This window comes from Crossiella sp. S99.2, from assembly GCF_023094165.1.
Taxonomy (GTDB): Bacteria; Actinomycetota; Actinomycetes; order Mycobacteriales; family Pseudonocardiaceae; genus Crossiella.
This window is the reverse complement of record NZ_JALMDK010000028.1, coordinates 1-16822: the sequence shown is the minus strand read 5'-3', so window position 1 is coordinate 16822 and position 16822 is coordinate 1. Positions and strand designations below refer to the sequence as shown.

The 16822-nt window shown below is 72.6% G+C and carries 16 protein-coding genes and 1 pseudogene; 9 read left to right on the top strand and 8 right to left on the bottom strand.

The features are described 5' to 3' along the window. Nucleotides 1–52: 52 nt before the first annotated feature. Nucleotides 53–1810, bottom strand: a complete 1758-nt coding sequence (sucB, locus tag MZC64_RS46750; RefSeq protein ID WP_247766147.1) for a 2-oxoglutarate dehydrogenase, E2 component, dihydrolipoamide succinyltransferase — start codon at nucleotides 1808–1810, stop codon at nucleotides 53–55. Nucleotides 1811–1863: 53 nt separating this feature from the next. Next, nucleotides 1864–3237, bottom strand: a complete 1374-nt coding sequence (gene lpdA / locus MZC64_RS46745; RefSeq protein ID WP_247766148.1) for a dihydrolipoyl dehydrogenase — start codon at nucleotides 3235–3237, stop codon at nucleotides 1864–1866. A gap of 247 nt (nucleotides 3238–3484) precedes the next feature. Here lpdA and MZC64_RS46740 point away from each other — a divergent pair, with 247 nt between their 5' ends. After that, nucleotides 3485–3829: an oxidoreductase gene (locus MZC64_RS46740; RefSeq protein WP_247766149.1), complete on the top strand. Its 345-nt coding sequence runs from the start codon at nucleotides 3485–3487 to the stop codon at nucleotides 3827–3829. Next, nucleotides 3830–4243, top strand: a complete 414-nt coding sequence (locus tag MZC64_RS46735; RefSeq protein ID WP_247766150.1) for a hypothetical protein — start codon at nucleotides 3830–3832, stop codon at nucleotides 4241–4243. A gap of 87 nt (nucleotides 4244–4330) precedes the next feature. Here the strand turns inward: MZC64_RS46735 and MZC64_RS46730 are convergent, their stop codons facing one another. Continuing rightward, on the bottom strand, nucleotides 4331–5827 hold the full coding sequence (locus MZC64_RS46730) for a leucyl aminopeptidase (RefSeq protein ID WP_247766151.1): 1497 nt from the start codon (nucleotides 5825–5827) through the stop codon (nucleotides 4331–4333). Nucleotides 5828–6035: 208 nt separating this feature from the next. Between MZC64_RS46730 and MZC64_RS46725 the strand changes: the two genes are divergently transcribed. The 5 genes from MZC64_RS46725 to MZC64_RS46705 all read left to right on the top strand — a co-directional run bounded on the left by MZC64_RS46725 (nucleotide 6036) and on the right by MZC64_RS46705 (nucleotide 10960). After that, nucleotides 6036–7286, top strand: a complete 1251-nt coding sequence (locus MZC64_RS46725) for an APC family permease (RefSeq protein ID WP_247766152.1) — start codon at nucleotides 6036–6038, stop codon at nucleotides 7284–7286. A gap of 11 nt (nucleotides 7287–7297) precedes the next feature. After that, nucleotides 7298–8404, top strand: a complete 1107-nt coding sequence (gcvT, locus tag MZC64_RS46720) for a glycine cleavage system aminomethyltransferase GcvT (RefSeq protein ID WP_247766153.1) — start codon at nucleotides 7298–7300, stop codon at nucleotides 8402–8404. Beyond that, the gene (locus MZC64_RS46715) at nucleotides 8401–9072 is read left to right on the top strand and encodes a DUF402 domain-containing protein (RefSeq protein ID WP_247766154.1); all 672 of its coding nucleotides are present in this window, start codon (nucleotides 8401–8403) and stop codon (nucleotides 9070–9072) included. The genes gcvT and MZC64_RS46715 overlap by 4 nt, the downstream gene beginning before the upstream one ends. A gap of 67 nt (nucleotides 9073–9139) precedes the next feature. Continuing rightward, nucleotides 9140–9781: a GNAT family N-acetyltransferase gene (locus MZC64_RS46710; RefSeq protein ID WP_247766155.1), complete on the top strand. Its 642-nt coding sequence runs from the start codon at nucleotides 9140–9142 to the stop codon at nucleotides 9779–9781. Between the two features lie 81 nt (nucleotides 9782–9862). Continuing rightward, nucleotides 9863–10960 carry a branched-chain amino acid aminotransferase gene (locus MZC64_RS46705; protein WP_247766156.1) on the top strand — a complete coding sequence of 366 codons (1098 nt, stop codon included), beginning with the start codon at nucleotides 9863–9865 and terminating at the stop codon, nucleotides 10958–10960. Here the strand turns inward: MZC64_RS46705 and MZC64_RS46700 are convergent, their stop codons facing one another. Further along, nucleotides 10961–11809 (bottom strand): LysR family transcriptional regulator, encoded by an 849-nt coding sequence (locus MZC64_RS46700; protein ID WP_247766157.1) that lies wholly within the window; start codon nucleotides 11807–11809, stop codon nucleotides 10961–10963. A gap of 68 nt (nucleotides 11810–11877) precedes the next feature. On the opposite strand from MZC64_RS46700, the gene MZC64_RS48455 reads away from it, so the two are divergent. Next, entirely contained in the window at nucleotides 11878–12777 is a 900-nt protein-coding gene (locus MZC64_RS48455; RefSeq protein ID WP_308301146.1) for an EamA family transporter, read from the top strand. On the opposite strand, the gene cobS is transcribed toward MZC64_RS48455, so the two are convergent. From cobS to cobU, 3 genes and pseudogenes are all read right to left on the bottom strand, one after another. Next, nucleotides 12737–13480, bottom strand: a complete 744-nt coding sequence (gene cobS / locus MZC64_RS46690; RefSeq protein ID WP_247766158.1) for an adenosylcobinamide-GDP ribazoletransferase — start codon at nucleotides 13478–13480, stop codon at nucleotides 12737–12739. The genes MZC64_RS48455 and cobS overlap by 41 nt on opposite strands. Before the next feature lie 287 nt (nucleotides 13481–13767). Beyond that, a pseudogene (gene cobT, locus MZC64_RS46685) lies at nucleotides 13768–14841 on the bottom strand (nicotinate-nucleotide--dimethylbenzimidazole phosphoribosyltransferase); the annotation flags it as partial. A gap of 13 nt (nucleotides 14842–14854) precedes the next feature. Continuing rightward, nucleotides 14855–15394: a bifunctional adenosylcobinamide kinase/adenosylcobinamide-phosphate guanylyltransferase gene (cobU, locus tag MZC64_RS46680; RefSeq protein WP_247766159.1), complete on the bottom strand. Its 540-nt coding sequence runs from the start codon at nucleotides 15392–15394 to the stop codon at nucleotides 14855–14857. 48 nt (nucleotides 15395–15442) lie between these two features. Here cobU and MZC64_RS46675 point away from each other — a divergent pair, with 48 nt between their 5' ends. Next, nucleotides 15443–15643 carry a hypothetical protein gene (locus MZC64_RS46675; protein WP_247766160.1) on the top strand — a complete coding sequence of 67 codons (201 nt, stop codon included), beginning with the start codon at nucleotides 15443–15445 and terminating at the stop codon, nucleotides 15641–15643. A gap of 21 nt (nucleotides 15644–15664) precedes the next feature. Here the strand turns inward: MZC64_RS46675 and MZC64_RS46670 are convergent, their stop codons facing one another. Beyond that, entirely contained in the window at nucleotides 15665–16651 is a 987-nt protein-coding gene (locus MZC64_RS46670) for an aldo/keto reductase family protein (RefSeq protein WP_247766161.1), read from the bottom strand. Nucleotides 16652–16822 lie beyond the last annotated feature (171 nt).

The window sequence follows — 16822 nt, the reverse complement described above, 5'->3', positions numbered from 1 at the left end:
GGCCCTCGCCGCGGTGCGCGGCGAGGGCCTCTCGGAGGTCGTGCGAGGTGCCTCAGAGACCCAGGTCGGCCTCGAACGCGCCCTCTTCCAGGCGCTGCTTGACCGCGGTCAGGAAGCGGGCCGCGTCGGCGCCGTCGACCAGCCGGTGGTCGTAGGACAGGGCCAGGTAGACCATGGAGCGGATGGCGATGGTGTCGCCGCCCGCCTCGTCGGTCACCACGACGGCGCGCTTGACCACGCTGCCGGTGCCCAGGATGCCCACCTGCGGCTGGTTGATGATCGGCGTGTCGAACAGGGCGCCCCGGCTGCCGGTGTTGGTCAGCGTGAAGGTGCCGCCGCTCAGCTCGTCCGGCGAGATCTTGCTGCGCCGGGTCCGGTCGGCCACGTCGGCGATCTTGCGGGCCAGGCCCGCGATGTTCAGATCGCCCGCGTCGTGGATGACCGGGACCATCAGGCCCTTCTCGGTGTCCACCGCGATCACCAGGTGCTCGGCGCCGTGGTAGACGACCTCGTTGGCCTCGGCGTTGATCGAGGCGTTCAGCTTCGGGTGCTGCTTGAGCGCCTCGACGGCGGCCTTGGCGAAGAAGGGCAGGAAGGAGAGCTTCACGCCTTCCCGCGCCTCGAAGGTGCCCTTGGCCCGCGCGCGCAGCCGGGCGATCTTGGTGACGTCCACCTCGACCACCGTGGTCAGCTGCGCGGAGGTCTGCAGCGACTCGACCATCCGGCGCGCGATGACCTGGCGGGGCCTGGTCATCTTCACCGTCTTGCCCCGCAGTTCCGCTTCCGGCGTGGAGGCCGGGGCGGCGGCGCGCGGCGCGCCCGCGGCGGCCGGAGCCGACGGGGCGGCGGCGGGCTTGGCCGCGGCGGCCGCGGCTGCCGCCTTGGCCTCCTCGACCGCGGCGAGCACATCCTGCTTGCGGATGCGGCCGCCGACACCGGAGCCCTTGAGCGCGTTCAGGTCGACCTTGTGCTCCGCGGCGAGCTTGCGGACCAGCGGCGTCACGTACGGCGCGTCACCGTTGTCCTCGGCGGACGGCGCGGCCGGGGCCTGCGGGGCAGGCGCGGCGGCCGGAGCCGGTGCCGGGGCGGCCTGCTGCGGCGCGGGGGCCGGAGCGGGAGCCGGTGCGGCGGCCGGGGCGGGCGCGGGAGCCGGGGCAGGCGCCGGAGCGGCCTGCGCGGCGGGTGCGCCGCTGCCGATCACCGCGAGCTGGGCGCCCACGTCGACCGTCTCGTCCTCGCCGACGTTGATCTCCAGCACGGTCCCGGCCACCGGGGACGGGATCTCGGTGTCGACCTTGTCGGTGGAGACCTCCAGCAGCGGCTCGTCCACCTCGACGGTGTCGCCGACCTGCTTGAGCCACCGGGTCACGGTGCCCTCGGTGACGGACTCGCCGAGGGCGGGCATCGGCACCGGGGTGCCCTGCGCCGCGCCACCACCGGCCGGGGCCGCGGCGGGCTCCGGCGCGGGGGCCGGGGCGGCCTGCTGGACGGGCTCGGGCTCGGGGGCGGGCGCTGCCGCGGGAGCCTCGGCCGGCTGCTCGGCGGCGGGCGCCGGGGCGGAACCGCCACCGTCGCCGTCCCCGATGACCGCCAGTTCGGCGCCCACGTCCACGGTCTCGTCCTCGTTCACGACGATGCGCTGCAACACGCCCGCCGCGGGGGAGGGGATCTCGGTGTCCACCTTGTCGGTGGAGACCTCAAGCAAGGGCTCGTCGACCTCAACGATGTCGCCGACCTGCTTGAGCCACCGGGTGACAGTGCCCTCCGTGACGCTCTCGCCGAGCGCCGGCATCTGGACGGAGAAGGCCATCTTTCGCTAGCTCCTCGTGCTTGTGCTCACTGGGTTTGCCTCGCGCCGAGCGATCAGCCGTGCGCGTGCAGCGGCTTGCCGGCCAGGGCGAGGTGTGCCTCGCCGAGGGCTTCGTTCTGGGTGGGGTGCGCGTGCACCAGGGGGGCCACGTCGTCAGCGTATGCCTCCCAGTTGTAGATGAGCTGAGCCTCGCCGATCAGCTCGCCGACGCGGGAGCCGACCATGTGCAGTCCGACCACGGGGCCGTCGGTGGCCTTCACCAGCTTGATGGCGCCCTTGGTCTTGAGGATCTGGCTCTTGCCGTTGCCGGCCAGGTCGTAGGTGACGGTCTCGACGGAACCGTACTTGTCCTTGGCCTGCGCCTCGGTGAGGCCGACCGAGGCGACCTCGGGCTCGCAGTAGGTGACCCGCGGGATGCCCGCCTCGTCGATCGGCTTCGGGTTGAGCCCGGCGATCTGCTCGGCGATCAGGATGCCCTGCTGGAAGCCGCGGTGCGCCAGCTGCAGGCCCGGCACCAGGTCGCCGACCGCGTAGACGTTCGGCAGGTTGGTGCGCAGGTACTCGTCGGTGAGCACGAAGCCGCGGTCCATCGTGACCCCGGCCTCCTCGTAGCCGTGGCCCGCGCTGTTCGGGCCGCGGCCGACCGCGACCAGCAGGATGTCGGCGTCGAGCTGCTCACCGGACTCCAGGGTGATCGACACCGCGGAGTCGGTCTGGGTGGCGCCGGTGAACCGGACGCCGGTCTTGAACTTGATGCCGCGGCGGCGGAAGGCGCGTTCCACCTGCTTGGAGCAGAACTCGTCCTCGGCGGGCACCAGGCGGGGCAGCGCCTCCACGATGGTGACCTCGGCGCCGAAGGAGCGCCACACGCTGGCGAACTCCACGCCGATCACGCCGCCGCCGAGCACGACGACCTTCTCCGGCACGAAGTCCAGGTTGAGGGCCTGGTCGCTGGTCAGGACCCGGCCGCCGATCTCCAGGCCGGGCAGCGAGCGGGCGTAGGAGCCGGTGGCGAGCACGACGTTCTTGCCGGTGTAGCGCTGGCCGTCGACGACCACGGTGTTCGGGCCGACGAAGGTGCCCGCGCCCTCCACCACGGTCACGCCCTTGCGCGACTTGAACATCCCGGCCAGCCCCTTGTACAGGTTGCCGACCACGGTGTCCTTGTAGGTGTTGACCCCGGCGATGTCGATGCCGTCCAGGCTGGCCTTGACGCCGAACTGGTCGCTCTCCCTGGCGGTGTCGGCCACCTCAGCCGCGTGCAGCAGCGCCTTGGTCGGGATGCAGCCGCGGTGCAGGCAGGTGCCACCGAGCTTGTCCTTCTCGACCAGGATCACGGACAGGCCGAGCTGGCTCGCGCGCAGAGCGCAGGCGTAGCCGCCCGAGCCGCCGCCAAGGATCACGAGGTCGGCGGAGGTGTCGGTCACTTCGATCTCCTCATGGAGGCATCGTTTGCTGGCGTTCTCTTGGTGCCGGCGACGCCGGTTCAGCGCGACGGGCATCCGCCATCTTGTCACCATGTCAGGGGTGCTCGCGACGCGGGATGGCTACGTCTCAGTACGCATGTCCTGGGTCACGCTGGGTCGATCACCGTGGCGGAGTTTCGCCCGGAATGTGACGTCCGCCTGACAACTGGCCTGGCAAGATCGGGGGTTGGAGCGAAGGAGGTGTGCGGTGGGCCTGTTCGACCGTTTCCGCCGCAAGGAGCGCCCTGGGCAGTTGCGTTCGTCCTCGAACGCGGACACCGCCCATCTGGAGGCGTGGGCCGCGGCCCGGCATGGGGTCGAGTCCTACCTGGAACCGAAGACCACGGTGACCGAGACCACTGTCGTGTTCATCGCACACGACGGCGAGTGGACCCGGCGCCGGATCGGCGGCTTCGACGCGGCGCAGAAACTTGCCCGGAAATTGAAGATTCCGATGTACGAGGCCAACAAGGTCGGCTATCCACAGAGGATGCGCGACTACACCGCACGACAGCGCGCGCAGCAGCGCCGCGACGGGAAGGCGTCCAGCTAGGTGTCCACTTTTCTCGACCGACTCGCCGGAGTGGCCCAGGAGCCGTTGTTCCTGGACCCGGCTGACCGCGAACGCGAGCAGCGCGAGAACACCTGGTGGCTGACCACGGACGAGGCCGAGCACGCGCACCTGGACGTCACCACCCTGGCCGCCGTGCTCGCCGAACTGGCCGGCAGGCTGGCCGAACGCGCGGTGGCCCAGCTCGCCGCCGCCCCCGTCACCTTCTACGCCTGGTACGAGGAGCTGGCCCGCCAGCTCCGCTGCTCCACCGGCTCCTGCGCCCCCTCGGAACTGCCGTTCCCGTCCCGGGTTGTCCCGGTGACCGCGGAAACCGTCGCCGCCGCCTTCTTCGGCGAGAAGAAGCCAGGAGACCGCGAGCACGCGGTAGCCGCCTGGGTAGTCCCCCTCATCTGACCCCGGAACGCCGAGTTGGCCCAAGTGGTACGCCCAGTTGGCCCAACTCGGCGTACGAGTTGGGCCAACTGGGCGTGGTGGGCTGGGTCAGCCCTGGTCGGCGATGTCGGCCAGGACGGCGGCCAGGGTGCGGACCGGGACGCCGGTGCCGCCCTTGGAGGTGTAGCCGTAGGGGCTGTTGGAGTTGTAGGCCGGGCCCGCGATGTCCAGGTGGGCCCACTGCACGTTCTCCGGCACGAACTCGCGCAGGAAGATGCCCGCGGCGAGCATGCCGCCCCAGCGGTGGCCGGAGACGTTGGCCAGGTCGGCCAGGCGGGAGTCCAGGTCGGCGCGGAGTTCCTCCGGCAGCGGCATGGCCCAGCCGCCCTCGCCGGTGGCGCGGGCGATGGTGGCCACCCGGTCGCGGAACTCGTCGCTGCCCATGATGCCCGCGGTGTGCTTGCCCAGCGCCACGACCTGCGCGCCGGTCAGGGTGGAGGTCTCGATCAGGTAGTCCGGGTTGTCCTCGCCCGCGCGCACGATGGCGTCGGCCAGGATGAGCCTGCCCTCGGCGTCGGTGTTGAGCACCTCGACGGTCTTGCCGCCGTACATGGTCAGCACGTCGCCGGGGCGGTAGGCGGTGCCGGAGGGCATGTTCTCCGCCATCGGCACGGTCGCGATGATCTCCAGCGGGTACTTCAGCTTGGCCGCCAGCACCACGGTGGCCACCACGGCCGCCGCGCCGCCCATGTCCATGGTCATCTCGTCCATGCCGGGCGCGGGCTTGATCGAGATGCCGCCGGTGTCGAAGGTGATGCCCTTGCCGACCAGGGCGACCTTCTTCTTCGGCTTGGGGCCGGTGTAGCTGAGCCGGACCAGCCGGGGCTGGCGGGAGGAGCCGCCGCCGACGCCGAGCACGCCGCCGTAGCCGCCCTTGCGCAGCGCCTTCTCGTCCAGCACCTCCACGGTCAGGCCGACGGCCTCGCCGAGCTTGACCGCGCGCTCGGCGAAGGAGGCCGGGAACAGGTCATTGGGCGGGGTGTTGACGAAGTCGCGGGCGGTGGCCACCGCCTCGGCGATCGCGGTGTTGGCCTTGAGCACGGCCTTGGCGTGCTTGTCCTTGGCGTCGGCGACCACCAGGTCGGCCTTGGCCAGCGGGGCCTTGCCCTGGTCGGACTTGTAGCCGGTGAAGGTGTAGGCGCCCAGCACCAGACCCTCCACGGTGGCACCCAGGTCCACTGTGGACAGTGTCACAGTCGCCTTGGTCACCCCGGCCAGCGCGCGGGCGGCCACACCGGCGGCGCGGCGGACCTGCTCGCCGCCGGGACCGTCGGCTCCGGCGGGGGTCTTGCCGAGGCCGACGGCGAGCACCAGCGGGGCGGTCAGCGCGCCGCGCGCGGGCAGCTTGACCAGCTCGTCGGCCTTGCCGGTGGCGCCGAGGGTGCTCAGCAGGGCGGTCAGCTCACCGTCGAAGGCGGCGTCCACCTGCTCGGCGCCCGGCGCGAGCAGCACGCCGTCGGATCCCTGGATGGTGCCGATGACCACCGCGTCGGTCGCGACGGACTTGGGATCGCTGTCGGTCAGCGCAAGCTTGGGCGCGGTCACGTGTGCTCCTTAATCCCGTCCCGCTCGAGCTGCGCGCGCGTGTCGAGGCCGGCGACGGCGTGTGGTTCGTCGTTGTCGCGGCAAGCGGTTTCTTCGCCGCAAGCCCGGTCTTCTTCCCAGGTTCAGTGTTGCGGAAGGCTAATCCGAGTGGGCTATCCGCCCCCACGGCGGCTATCGCTCTTTAATACAGTCCGAATACTGTGTGTCGGTGGCATTGGACGTTCCGCGAGCATCAAGCGCCGAATCCGCGCGCGCGGTCGGCGTACCCGACCTGGTGGTGCTCGGTCTGGGCGGCATGCTCGGCGCGGGCGCCTTCATCGGGCTCGCGCCCGCGGCCGAGGCGGCGGGCCGCTGGTTGCTGGTCGGGGTGGTGCTCGCGGCGCTGGCGGCATTGTGCACAGCCTTCTCCACTTCTGACCAGTCCGCCGCCTATGTCGGCTACGGCAGCGGCTATGCCTGCACAAAAGAGCACCTGGGCCGCTGGCCGGGCAGGCTGGCCGGGACCGGGTTGCTGGTCGGCAAGCTCGCCTCGCTGGCCGCGGTGGCCGGCGCGTTCGGCGCGTACCTGATGCCCGCGCGGCCCTGGGTGGCCGCGGTGACGGTGATCGTGGTGGCCGCGGCGATCGGCGCGGCGGATCTGGCCACCCCGCGCTGGGTGAGCTGGGCGGTGGCCGGGTTCGTGCTCGCGGTGCTGCTCGTGGTCATCATCGTCTGCTTCACCGTGCCTCCACCCGAACAGGTGATACCGGTGGCCGGTCAGCCGGGTGCGGACAATCCACGGATGCTGCTCACCGCGGGCTCGGTGATGTTCTTCGGCCTGGTCGGCTTCGAGCGGATCACCTCCCCGGCCGACGGCCGCGCCTACGCCGGGCGCAAGGTGCGCCGGGCGATCCCGTTCGTCATCGGCCTTGGCCTGCTGCTCTACCTGCTGCTGGGCTGGGCCGCGCTGCGCCAGCTCGGCGCCGCCCGGCTCGCGCTGTCCCCGGCCCCACTGCGGGACGCGCTGGTCGCCGCGGACGGCGCGGTGCTGTTGCCGCTGGTCAGCGCGGGCGCCGCGGTGGCGCTGGGAGCGATGGCGCTGATCGTGAGCGTGGACCTGCGGCGGGCGCTGTTCTCCCTGGCCAGGGACCGGGACCTGCCGCTGGGACTGAGCCGCTCCCCGTGGCGGGCCCAGCTGCTGGCCGCGGCGGGCGCGAGCGGGCTGGTGCTCTTGCTCACCCCGGAGATCGCGCTGCAGTTCGCCGCCTGCTGCCTGCTCACCTACTACGCCTTCACCAACGCCGCGGCCCGGTTGCTGCTGATCGAGGACCGCACCTGGCCGATGCGCACCGCCTGCCTGGGCCTGGGCCTGTCGGTGGTGCTGCTGATGAGCCTGCCGCCGATGATGCTGCTCGCGACCCTGGTCACGGTCGTGACTGGATCCTGCGTCGCCGCGCTGCTCACCCGCCAATGGCGGTAACTTGCCCCCTTGTGACTGACACACCGTTGCGCACCAGCCCCCTGCACGAGTCACACCGTGCCCTCGGCGCCACCTTCGCGCCCTTCGGCGGCTGGGAGATGCCGATCCAGTACACCGGCGGCGGCGTGGTCGCCGAGCACACCGCGGTGCGCGAGTCGGTTGGCGTCTTCGACGTCTCGCACCTGGGCAAGGCGCTGGTCGCCGGTCCCGGCGCGGCCGAGTTCGTCAACGCCTGCCTGTCCAACGACCTGAACCGGATCGCGCCCGGCAAGGCCCAGTACACCCTCTGCTGCACCGAGACCGGCGGCGTGGTCGACGACCTGATCGCCTACCTGGTCTCGCCGGAGGAGGTCTTCCTGGTCCCCAACGCCGCCAACACCGCCAAGGTGGTGGAGCTGCTGGTCGCGGCCGCGCCCGAAGGCGTCACGGTCACCGGGCAGCACGACGGCTACGCGGTGCTCGCGGTGCAGGGCCCCAAGTCCGCCGAGGTGCTGGCCGAGCTGGGCCTGCCCAGCGATATGGACTACATGGCCTTCGCCGACGCCGACTGGAACGGGACCACGGTGCGGATCTGCCGCACCGGTTATACCGGTGAGCACGGCTACGAGCTGATCCCCGCCTGGGACGACGCGCCCGCGCTGTGGGCGAAACTCCTAGAGGTCGCGGCCACCCACGGCGGCCGGGCCTGCGGTCTCGGCGCCCGCGACACCCTGCGCACCGAGATGGGCTACCCGCTGCACGGCCAGGACCTGTCCCTGGACATCAGCCCGGTGCAGGCCGGTTCCGGCTGGGCGGTCGGCTGGAAGAAGGCCGAGTTCTGGGGCCGGGAGGCGCTCAGCGCCGAACGCGCCGACGGCCCGGCCCGCAAGCTCTTCGGTCTGCGCGCGCTGGACCGCGGCGTGCCCAGGGCCGGGATGGTCGTGCTCCGCGACGGCGAGAAGGTCGGCGAGACCACCTCCGGCACCTTCTCCCCGACCCTGCAGGCCGGGATCGCGCTGGCCCTGCTGGACACCGCGGCCGGGCTGGCGCCGGGCGCCGAGGTCACCCTGGACGTCCGGGGCCGCTCGCTGCGCTGCGAGATCGTGAAGCCCCCGTTCGTGGACACCCACGTCCGATGACCCGCACCCAGCCCCCACCCGAGTCGGTGACCATGCACTGGCAGCCCGGCGACGAGGTCCTGTACCGCTTCCGCCGCCTGGACGGCAGCCTGGGTTCGGTGACCCCGGCCCGGGTGCTGCGCGATGACGGCGCGCAGCTGGTGTGCTGGATCCCGGACGGCACCCGGGTCCGCGCGACCCGGCTGGCCGACGGCCGCCACCAGCGCGACGCCCCGCTGTCCGAGCGGTTCCGGATCCCGCGCATCCCGGTGCTCTCCAGCTGGCACGGGCACTCGAACCTGCGCCTGGTGGACGAGCACGAGTGGTCCAGCGTGTGGTGGTTCTTCAACCCCGACGGCAGCTTCCGGCACTGGTACGTCAACCTCGAACTGCCGATGGGCCGCGGCGAGGGCTACGTGGACCGGGTGGACGGGGTGCTCGACGTGGTGGTCGAGCCGGACCTGACCTGGTGCTGGAAGGACGAGGACGAGGCGGCCGAGGCGGTGGACGCCGGGCTGTTCACCGTGGCCCAGATGGGGCGGCTGCGGGCCGAGGGTGAACGGATGATCGCCCTGGCCGAACAGGGCGCCTTCCCCTTCGACGGCAGCTGGTGCGATTTCACCCCGGAGGCAGGCTGGCCGCTGCCGATGCTGCCCGCGGAGATCGCCGACGGGCTGCCGGTGGTGTGAGACACGGGGGAGGGCCGACGCTCGGCTCTCCCCCCCGCGGTCATCGTGGCCGGTACTATCACCGCCGATGATCATGGAGTCAGCCAGTGCCGATCCCGGTCCGGCCGGGCGGCAGGTGCGGTTGCGCGCGATCACGCCGGCGGACCGGCGCACGCTGGCCGGGTTCGACCGGGATTCCGCGGCCGAGCAGGCCACCCGGATCGGTGGCTACCGGCACTGGGCGGCGCACCGGGCGAGTTCCGGGGACGACCTCCAGTTCGCCATCGAGACCCTGCGCGGCCGGATCCTGGTCGGCTCGCTGCACGTCATCCCGGCCGGTCCGCACGCCGACCGGTTCAGCTACGGCATCGGCATCGGGCCGCGGTACCGGCGCTGTGGTTACGCCGCCGACGCGATCACCGTGCTGCTCGCGATCATGTTCGGCCGCGGCTACCGCGGCTGCCAGGTCACCGTCTACGGCGGCAACCTGGCCTCGCTCGCGCTGCACGGCAGCCTCGGTTTCCGCGAACAGGCCCGGCTGCGCGACGCCGAACTGTCGCTCGGCGAGGTCAAGTACCCGGTGACGATGGACCTCACCGCGACCGAGTTCGCCCGGCGGCACCCGGAGTTCAGCAGGCCGGGCGCGCCGGAGCCCGCCCGGCGGGGCAGGCACTGGCGCAACCGGCGCGGGCGACACTGGGACCCCGGGGTACGGATCGGGTCCCGCTGAAACACGGGGTACTAAACAGTAGGACGTCCGATCGTTGGGATGACGATGGTCGGGGGCAACACGAAGTACTACGCTGCTGCCATGACGTCAACGGTGTCGTTCACCCGTAGCCTGAACCCCCAGCCCGCGTCTGGGGAGCGGCGGGCCGAGATCCTGGCCAAGCCCGGTTTCGGCCAGTACTTCACCGACCACATGGTCACCATCCGCTGGAACCCGGAGCAGGGCTGGCACGACGCCGCGGTGGTGCCCTACGGCCCGATCCCGTTCGACCCGGCCGCCATGGTGCTGCACTACGGGCAGTCGATCTTCGAGGGGCTCAAGGCGTACCGGCAGCCGGACGGCTCGATCGCCTCGTTCCGGCCGGAGGCGAACGCGGCCCGGTTGCGCGCCTCGGCGCGGCGGATGGCCATGCCGGAGCTGCCGGACGAGCTGTTCCTGGGTTCGGTGCGCGAGCTGCTCGACGTCGACAAGGACTGGGTGCCCACGGCCGCGGACGAGTCGCTGTACCTGCGGCCGTTCCTGTTCGCCACCGAGGCGGGGCTGGGGGTGCGCCCGGCCAAGGAGTACCTGTACGTGCTGATCGCCTCCCCGGCAGGCGCCTACTTCGCCGGCGGGGTCAAGCCGGTGAGTGTGTGGCTGTGCACCGAGTACGTGCGCGCCTCGCCCGGTGGCACCGGCGCGGCCAAGTTCGCCGGCAACTACGCCGCTTCGCTGCTGGCCCAGGCCCAGGCCGCGGAGCAGGGCTGTGACCAGGTGGTGTGGCTGGACGCGGTGGAGCGCCGGTGGGTGGAGGAGATGGGCGGGATGAACCTGTTCTTCGTCCTCGGCGAGGGCGAGAACGCCCGCGTGGTCACCCCGGAGCTGAGCGGCGCGCTGCTGCCCGGCATCACCCGCAACTCGCTGCTGACCCTGGCCGCCGATCTGGGCTACGCGGTGGAGGAGCGGCGGATCTCCACCGAGGAGTGGGAGAAGAAGGTCGATTCCGGCGAGCTGACCGAGGTCTTCGCCTGCGGCACCGCCGCGGTGATCACGCCGGTCGGCCGGGTCAAGCACGCGGGCGGGGAGTTCCTGATCAACGGGGGCGAGTCCGGCGAGCTGACCATGAAGCTGCGCGGCGCGCTGACCAGCGTGCAGACCGGCGGGGCCGACCCGCACGGCTGGATGACCACGCTGGCCTGATCAGCTCCGCACGATTTCCCTGGTGAGCGCCAGGAACTCGGTGAGTCGCGGGTGGCGGTGCCCGGCGGGCCAGGCCAGGTAGACCGTCACCGGCGGCACCCCGGAGAGCGGCACGTAGGCCACGCCGGCGTGCATGTGGTGGTGCCGGGTGCCGTCCGCGGTGACGCCGACGGCCCGGCCGGCCGCGATCACGGTGAGCCATTCGTCCACGTTGTGCACGCGCACGGTCTCCCCTGGCTGCGCGTCCGGCGGCCACAGCTCGGGCGTGGTGGTGCCGGAGAGTTCGTTGCGCGCGATGGGCAGTCCGCCCAGTTCGCGCAGGGTCAGTTCGGGCCGGTCGGCCAGTGGGTGGTCGGCGGCCAGGGCGGCGTAGCGGCGTTCGTGGTACAGCGCGCAGCTGTGCAGGCGGGGGTCGGTGACCTCGGTGCGCAGCAGGGCCACGTCCACCTCGCCGCGGCCGAGTCCGGCGGTCCGCTCGTCGAAGCGCCGGATCTCCAGGGGCACCTCGGGCCGGCGTTCCCGCCAGGCCCGCAGGATCGCGGTGGTGTGCGGTCCGGCCGCGGCCCAGGCGTAGCCCACCCGCAGTGGTGGTTCGGGGCCGGGGTCCAGGGCGGCGGCCACCGCGGCGAGCACCGCGCGGGCCTTGTCCGCGAAGGCCTCCCCGTCGGCGGTCAGCCGCAGGTGCCGGGTGGAGCGGTCCACCAGCCGCCGCCCGAGTCGCTGTTCCAGCTGGCCGAGGGTGCGCGAGACCGCGGGCTGGGTGAGGTGCAGCCGCGCGGCGGCCGCGGTCACCGAGCCCTCCTCGGCGATGGCCAGGAAGCACCGGAAGTGCCGTAGCTCGACATCCATTACCGCCAAGCATAACCGCTGCGTGGGAAGCATTTCCGGGTTGCCGACCGGCTACTTAGGCTGAGGCCGTGACCGCGACCCTCGCCCCGGCCGAACAGCTCGGCAGCCGCCTGCACGGGGTCGCGCTGATCCTGGTCGGGATGAGTTCGGTGCAGTTCTCCGCCGCGCTGGCGGTGAGCCTGTACCCGGTGCTGGGCCCGCTGGGCGTGGTCACCCTGCGCCTGGTCGGCGCGGCCGTGCTGCTGCTGGCCTTCGCCCGTCCCCGGCTGCGCGGCCGCTCCCGCCGCGACTGGCTGACCATCGCCCTGTTCGGCGTGGTGATGGCCGCGATGAACGTCTGCGTGTACCTGTCCATCCAGCGCCTGCCCCTGGGCGCGGCGATCACCTTCGAGTTCCTCGGCCCGCTGACCCTGGCGATCGTGTTGTCCCGGCGCAGGCTGGATCTGGTGTGGGCGGCGCTGGCCGGGGCAGGGGTGCTGTTGCTGGGCAGCGGGCTGGGCGGGGTGGACGCGGTGGGCGTGCTGTTCGCACTGGCCGGGGCGGCCTGCTGGGCCGGCTACATCCTGCTGACCCGGCGGCTGGGGCAGGCTTTCCGCGGGATGGAGGGGCTGGCGCTGGGGGCCGCGGTGGGCGCGATCGCGGTGCTGCCGCTGGGGATCGGGGCCGCCGGGGGTGAGCTGCTGCGGCCGGCGAATCTCGCGCTGGGGTTGCTGGTGGGACTGCTGGCCTCGGCGGTGCCGTACTCGATGGACCTGCTGGCGTTGAAGCGGCTGCCCGCGGCGGCGTTCGGGGTGATGATGAGCCTGAACCCGGCGCTGGCGGCACTGGCCGGGTTCCTGGTGCTGGGGCAGGAGCTGAGCTGGACGCAGCTGCTGGCGATCGGGCTGGTGGTGCTGGCCAGCGCGGGCGCGACCGCGGGCGCCGGGGTCAGCGGAACGAGGTCACCGCGAGCACGATCAGCACGGTGATCTCCGCCGCCGCGCCGAGCACGTCGCCGGTGACACCGCCGAAGCGCTGCCGGACATGGCGGATCAGCAGCAGCACCACGCCCAGGGCCAGCAGCACGCCGATCGGGCCGAGCCAGGGCCGGTCGTGGGTGGCGGCGGCCGCGGCGATGGTCAGCAACACCGTCCAGGCAACGGGAACCAGGGTGGGCTGGGTGCCCGCGACCAGGGCGCCCAGGCCCTCGGGGCGGGCGGCGGGCACGCCCTGGCGGCAGCACCAGGCGAAGGCGGTGCGGCCGGCGGCCAGCGCGACGACCACCGCGGCCCAGCGGCCGGCGTCGGCCAGCGCGGACAGGCTGACCGCCTGGGCGCCGAGCACGATGATGAGGGTGACCACGGCGAACGGGCCCGCGGCGCCGTCCCGCATGACCTGCAGGGCGCGCTCCGGGGGGCCGTAGCAGCCCAGGCCGTCGGCGGTGTCGGCCAGGCCGTCCAGGTGCATGCCGCGGGTGGCCAGCGCGAGCAGGCCGACGACCAGCAGGCCCGCGAGCAGGCCGGGGGCGCCGAGCCAGGTCAGCGCGAACAGCACCGCGGTGGCCGCGGCGCCCAGCAGCAGGCCGACGAACGGGGCCAGCGCGATGGCGGTGCGAGCCATCGCGGTGTCGACCTGGCCGGTGCGCACCGGCAGCACGGTGAGCCAGGACAGGGCCAGGCGGAGGCCGGACATCAGAGGTCGGTCGGCGGGGCCACGGTGATGGTCGGGGCGGCCGGTGGCGGGGCGGGGTAGGAGGTGTCGGCCGGATTGTCGCGAGGTTCGTCCGGCGCGGTGGCGGTGTGGCCGTGGCCGTAGCCGTGGGTGGTGTCCGGGTAGGCCGGGGCGTGGCTGGCGGCGGTCGCGGCCGGGGTCTGGCTGGTGGGGACGGCGGTGTCCAGCTCGGGGCTGGGGGCGTGGCTGGTGGCCTCGCCGAGCACGGTGGCGGCCAGGCCGGTGGCGGTGGCCGCCAGGGCGTCCAGCGGGGTGGTCTCGCTCGGGCCGGAGATGCCGGCCTCGGCGAAGGTGGCCATCTCGGTCAGGATGCGCCCGGCCATGGTCAGCAGTGGCAGCGCGGCGACCGCGCCGGAGCCCTCGCCCAGGCGCAGGCTGAACTCCAGCAGCGGCACCAGGTCCAGGTGTTCCAGCACGATGGAGTGCGCGGGTTCGACCGAGCGGTGCCCGGCCTGCCACCACTCGCGGGCGCCGGGGGCCAGTTCCTCGGCGACCATCGCGGCCGCGCCGACCACCACGCCGTCGAGCAGCACCGGGGTCTGCCGCACCGCGGCCTGGGCCAGGAAACCGGCCATCGCGGCGATGTCCGCGCCCGCGCTGGTGCGCAGCAGGCCGACCGGGTCGGCGCTGACCGGGCGGGCCCGGCGCAGGGCGTCCCGGATGGCGGCGGTCTTGCGCATCCAGCCGTGGTCGTCGATGCCGGTGCCGCGGCCGACCACGGCCACCGGCTCGCTGCCGGTCAGCGCGGCGATCAGCACCGCGGACGGGGTGGTGTTGCCGATGCCCATGTCACCGGCGATGAGCAGGTCCGCGCCGCCGTCGACCTCCTCGTCGGCGATGGCCCGCCCGGCGGCGAGGGCGGCGAGCACCTCGGCCTGGGTGAGCGCGTCCTCGCGGTCGATCACGCCGGAGGAACGGCGGACCTTGTGCCCGGAGACCGAGTCCGCGGTGTCGGCGTCCACCGACATGTCCACCACGCGCACGGTCGCGCCCGCCGCCTCGGCCAGCACGTTCACCGCGGCGGTGCCGGCCAGGAAGCCCTGCACCATCTGCCCGGTGACCTCGCTCGGGTAGGCCGAGACGCCGTGCCGGGCGATGCCGTGGTCCCCGGCGAAGACGACCACTCGCGGCCGGGCCAGCGGCCGCGGCGGGCAGACGCCCTGGCAGGCGGAAAGCCACACACCGAGCTGCTCCAGCCTGCCCAGCGACCCGGCGGGTTTGGTCAGCTGGGCCTGGCGCGCCTCGGCGTCGCCGCGGACCTGCGAGTCGGGCGGCGCGACCGGCGGGAACCGGACAGCCTCGTCCGAGACACTCTCGTCCACTGGGGAACCTCCGTCAGCGCAGCTTCAGCGGGACACCGGCGACCAGCAGCACAACCTGGTCGCACACCTCGGCGAGCCGGGCGTTCAGCCCGCCCAGCTCGTCACGGAAGAGCCTGCCAGAACGGGTCGCGGGGACCACGCCGAGGCCGACCTCCGCGGAGACCAGCACCACCGGCGCCGGGCAGTCCGCGACCGCCGCGCGCAGTGCCGCACCCCGCTCGCGCACCGGGACCAGGGTGTCCGGACCGCCTTCCCAGGCGCCCGCGTCGTCGAGCAGACCGGTCAGCCAGGTGGCCAGGTCGTCCACCAGGATCGGCGGATCCCCTTGTGCCGCTTGGGAAAGCAGTTCGGGCAGGTTCGCCCCGCACTCGACGGTGCGCCAGCTCGCCGGGCGGCGGCGCACGTGCTCGGCGATCCGGGCTTCCCAGTCCGCGTCGGCGGGATCGCGGCGGGCGGTGGCGAAGTAGGTGGCCGCCGTGTCGGGCAGCAGGCCTTCGGCGTGCGCGGACTTGCCGGAGCGGGCGCCGCCCAGCACCAGCGTGCGTCGCGTCACTGCTCGCTCCTCCTGCTCCGGGCCTGGTGATCACGTTACCGTTGCCGCATGGCGTACCGGTGGCGATACGAGGACTCCGGCGGCGGCGAGCTGCCCGGCCCCGCGGTGGAGTTCGAGGACCAGGACGAGGCCGAGGCGTGGTTCAGCGCGCAGTGGGATCAGCTGTCCACCACCGGGATCGAGCAAGTCACGCTGCTCGACGGTGAGGACGAGGTCTACGGGCCGATGAGCCTGCGCCCAGCCGAGTAACCAGGCGCAGGCCCGGCGGATTCAGGCGACCACGGTCTTGCGCGGGTCGGTCTCGACGAACCCGTCCAGCACCGCGTCGATCTTCTCCAGCAGCTCCGGCTCCAGCACGACCCCGGCGGCCTTGACGTTGTCGTGCACCTGCTCGGGCCGGGAGGCGCCGACGATCGCGGAGGCCACGTTCGGGTTCTGCAGCACCCAGGCCACCGCGAGCTGGGCCATGCTCAGCCCGGCCTCGGCGGCCAGGGGCTTGAGGTTCTGCACCGCGGTCAGCAGGTCATCGCGCAGGAACCGGCCGACGAAGCCGCTGCCGCGTTCGTCGGTGGCCCGCGATCCGGCGGGCGGGGCCGCGCCGGGCAGGTACTTGCCGCTGAGCACGCCCTGCGCGATCGGCGACCAGACGATCTGGCTGACCCCCTCGCGCTCGGAGGTCGGCACCACCTGGGACTCGATCACCCGCCACAGCATCGAGTACTGCGGCTGGTTGGAGATGAACGGCACCTTCAGCTCACGGGCCAGCGCCGCGCCCCGGCTGATCTGCTCGGCGTTCCACTCCGAGACGCCGATGTAGAGCACCTTGCCCTGCCGCACCAGGTCGGCGAAGGCCAGCATGGTTTCCTCCAGCGGCACCGTGCGGTCGTACCGGTGCGCCTGGTAGAGGTCCAGGTAGTCGGTGCCCAGCCGCTGCAGCGAGCCGTGCGCGGCCTCCATGATGTGCTTGCGGCCCAGGCCCTTGTCGTTGGGCCCGCCGGGACCGGTCGGCCAGAAGACCTTGGTGAAGATCTCCAGGCCCTCCCGCCGCTGCCCGGCCAGCGCCCGCCCCAGCACCGACTCGGCCGCGGTGTTCGCGTAGACGTCGGCGGTGTCGAAGGTGGTGATGCCCGCGTCGAGGGCGGCCCGCACGCACTCGTGCGCCTGCTCCTCCTCGACCTGCGAACCGTGCGTGATCCAGTTGCCGTACGAGATCTCACTGACCGAGAGGCCGCTACGACCCAGACGTCGAAACTCCATGCACACGATCCTAGAGGCAGATCGTTCGCCCCGCTAACGAGTTGATCGTACGACTTGGGCCAACTCGGTGTACCAGTTGGGCCAAGTTGGCGTATGACGTGCCCCGAAAAATCTGGACTCGACCCAAAAGGAAAATATCACGCCGCCGACTGGTTCACAAACCACCCGGCC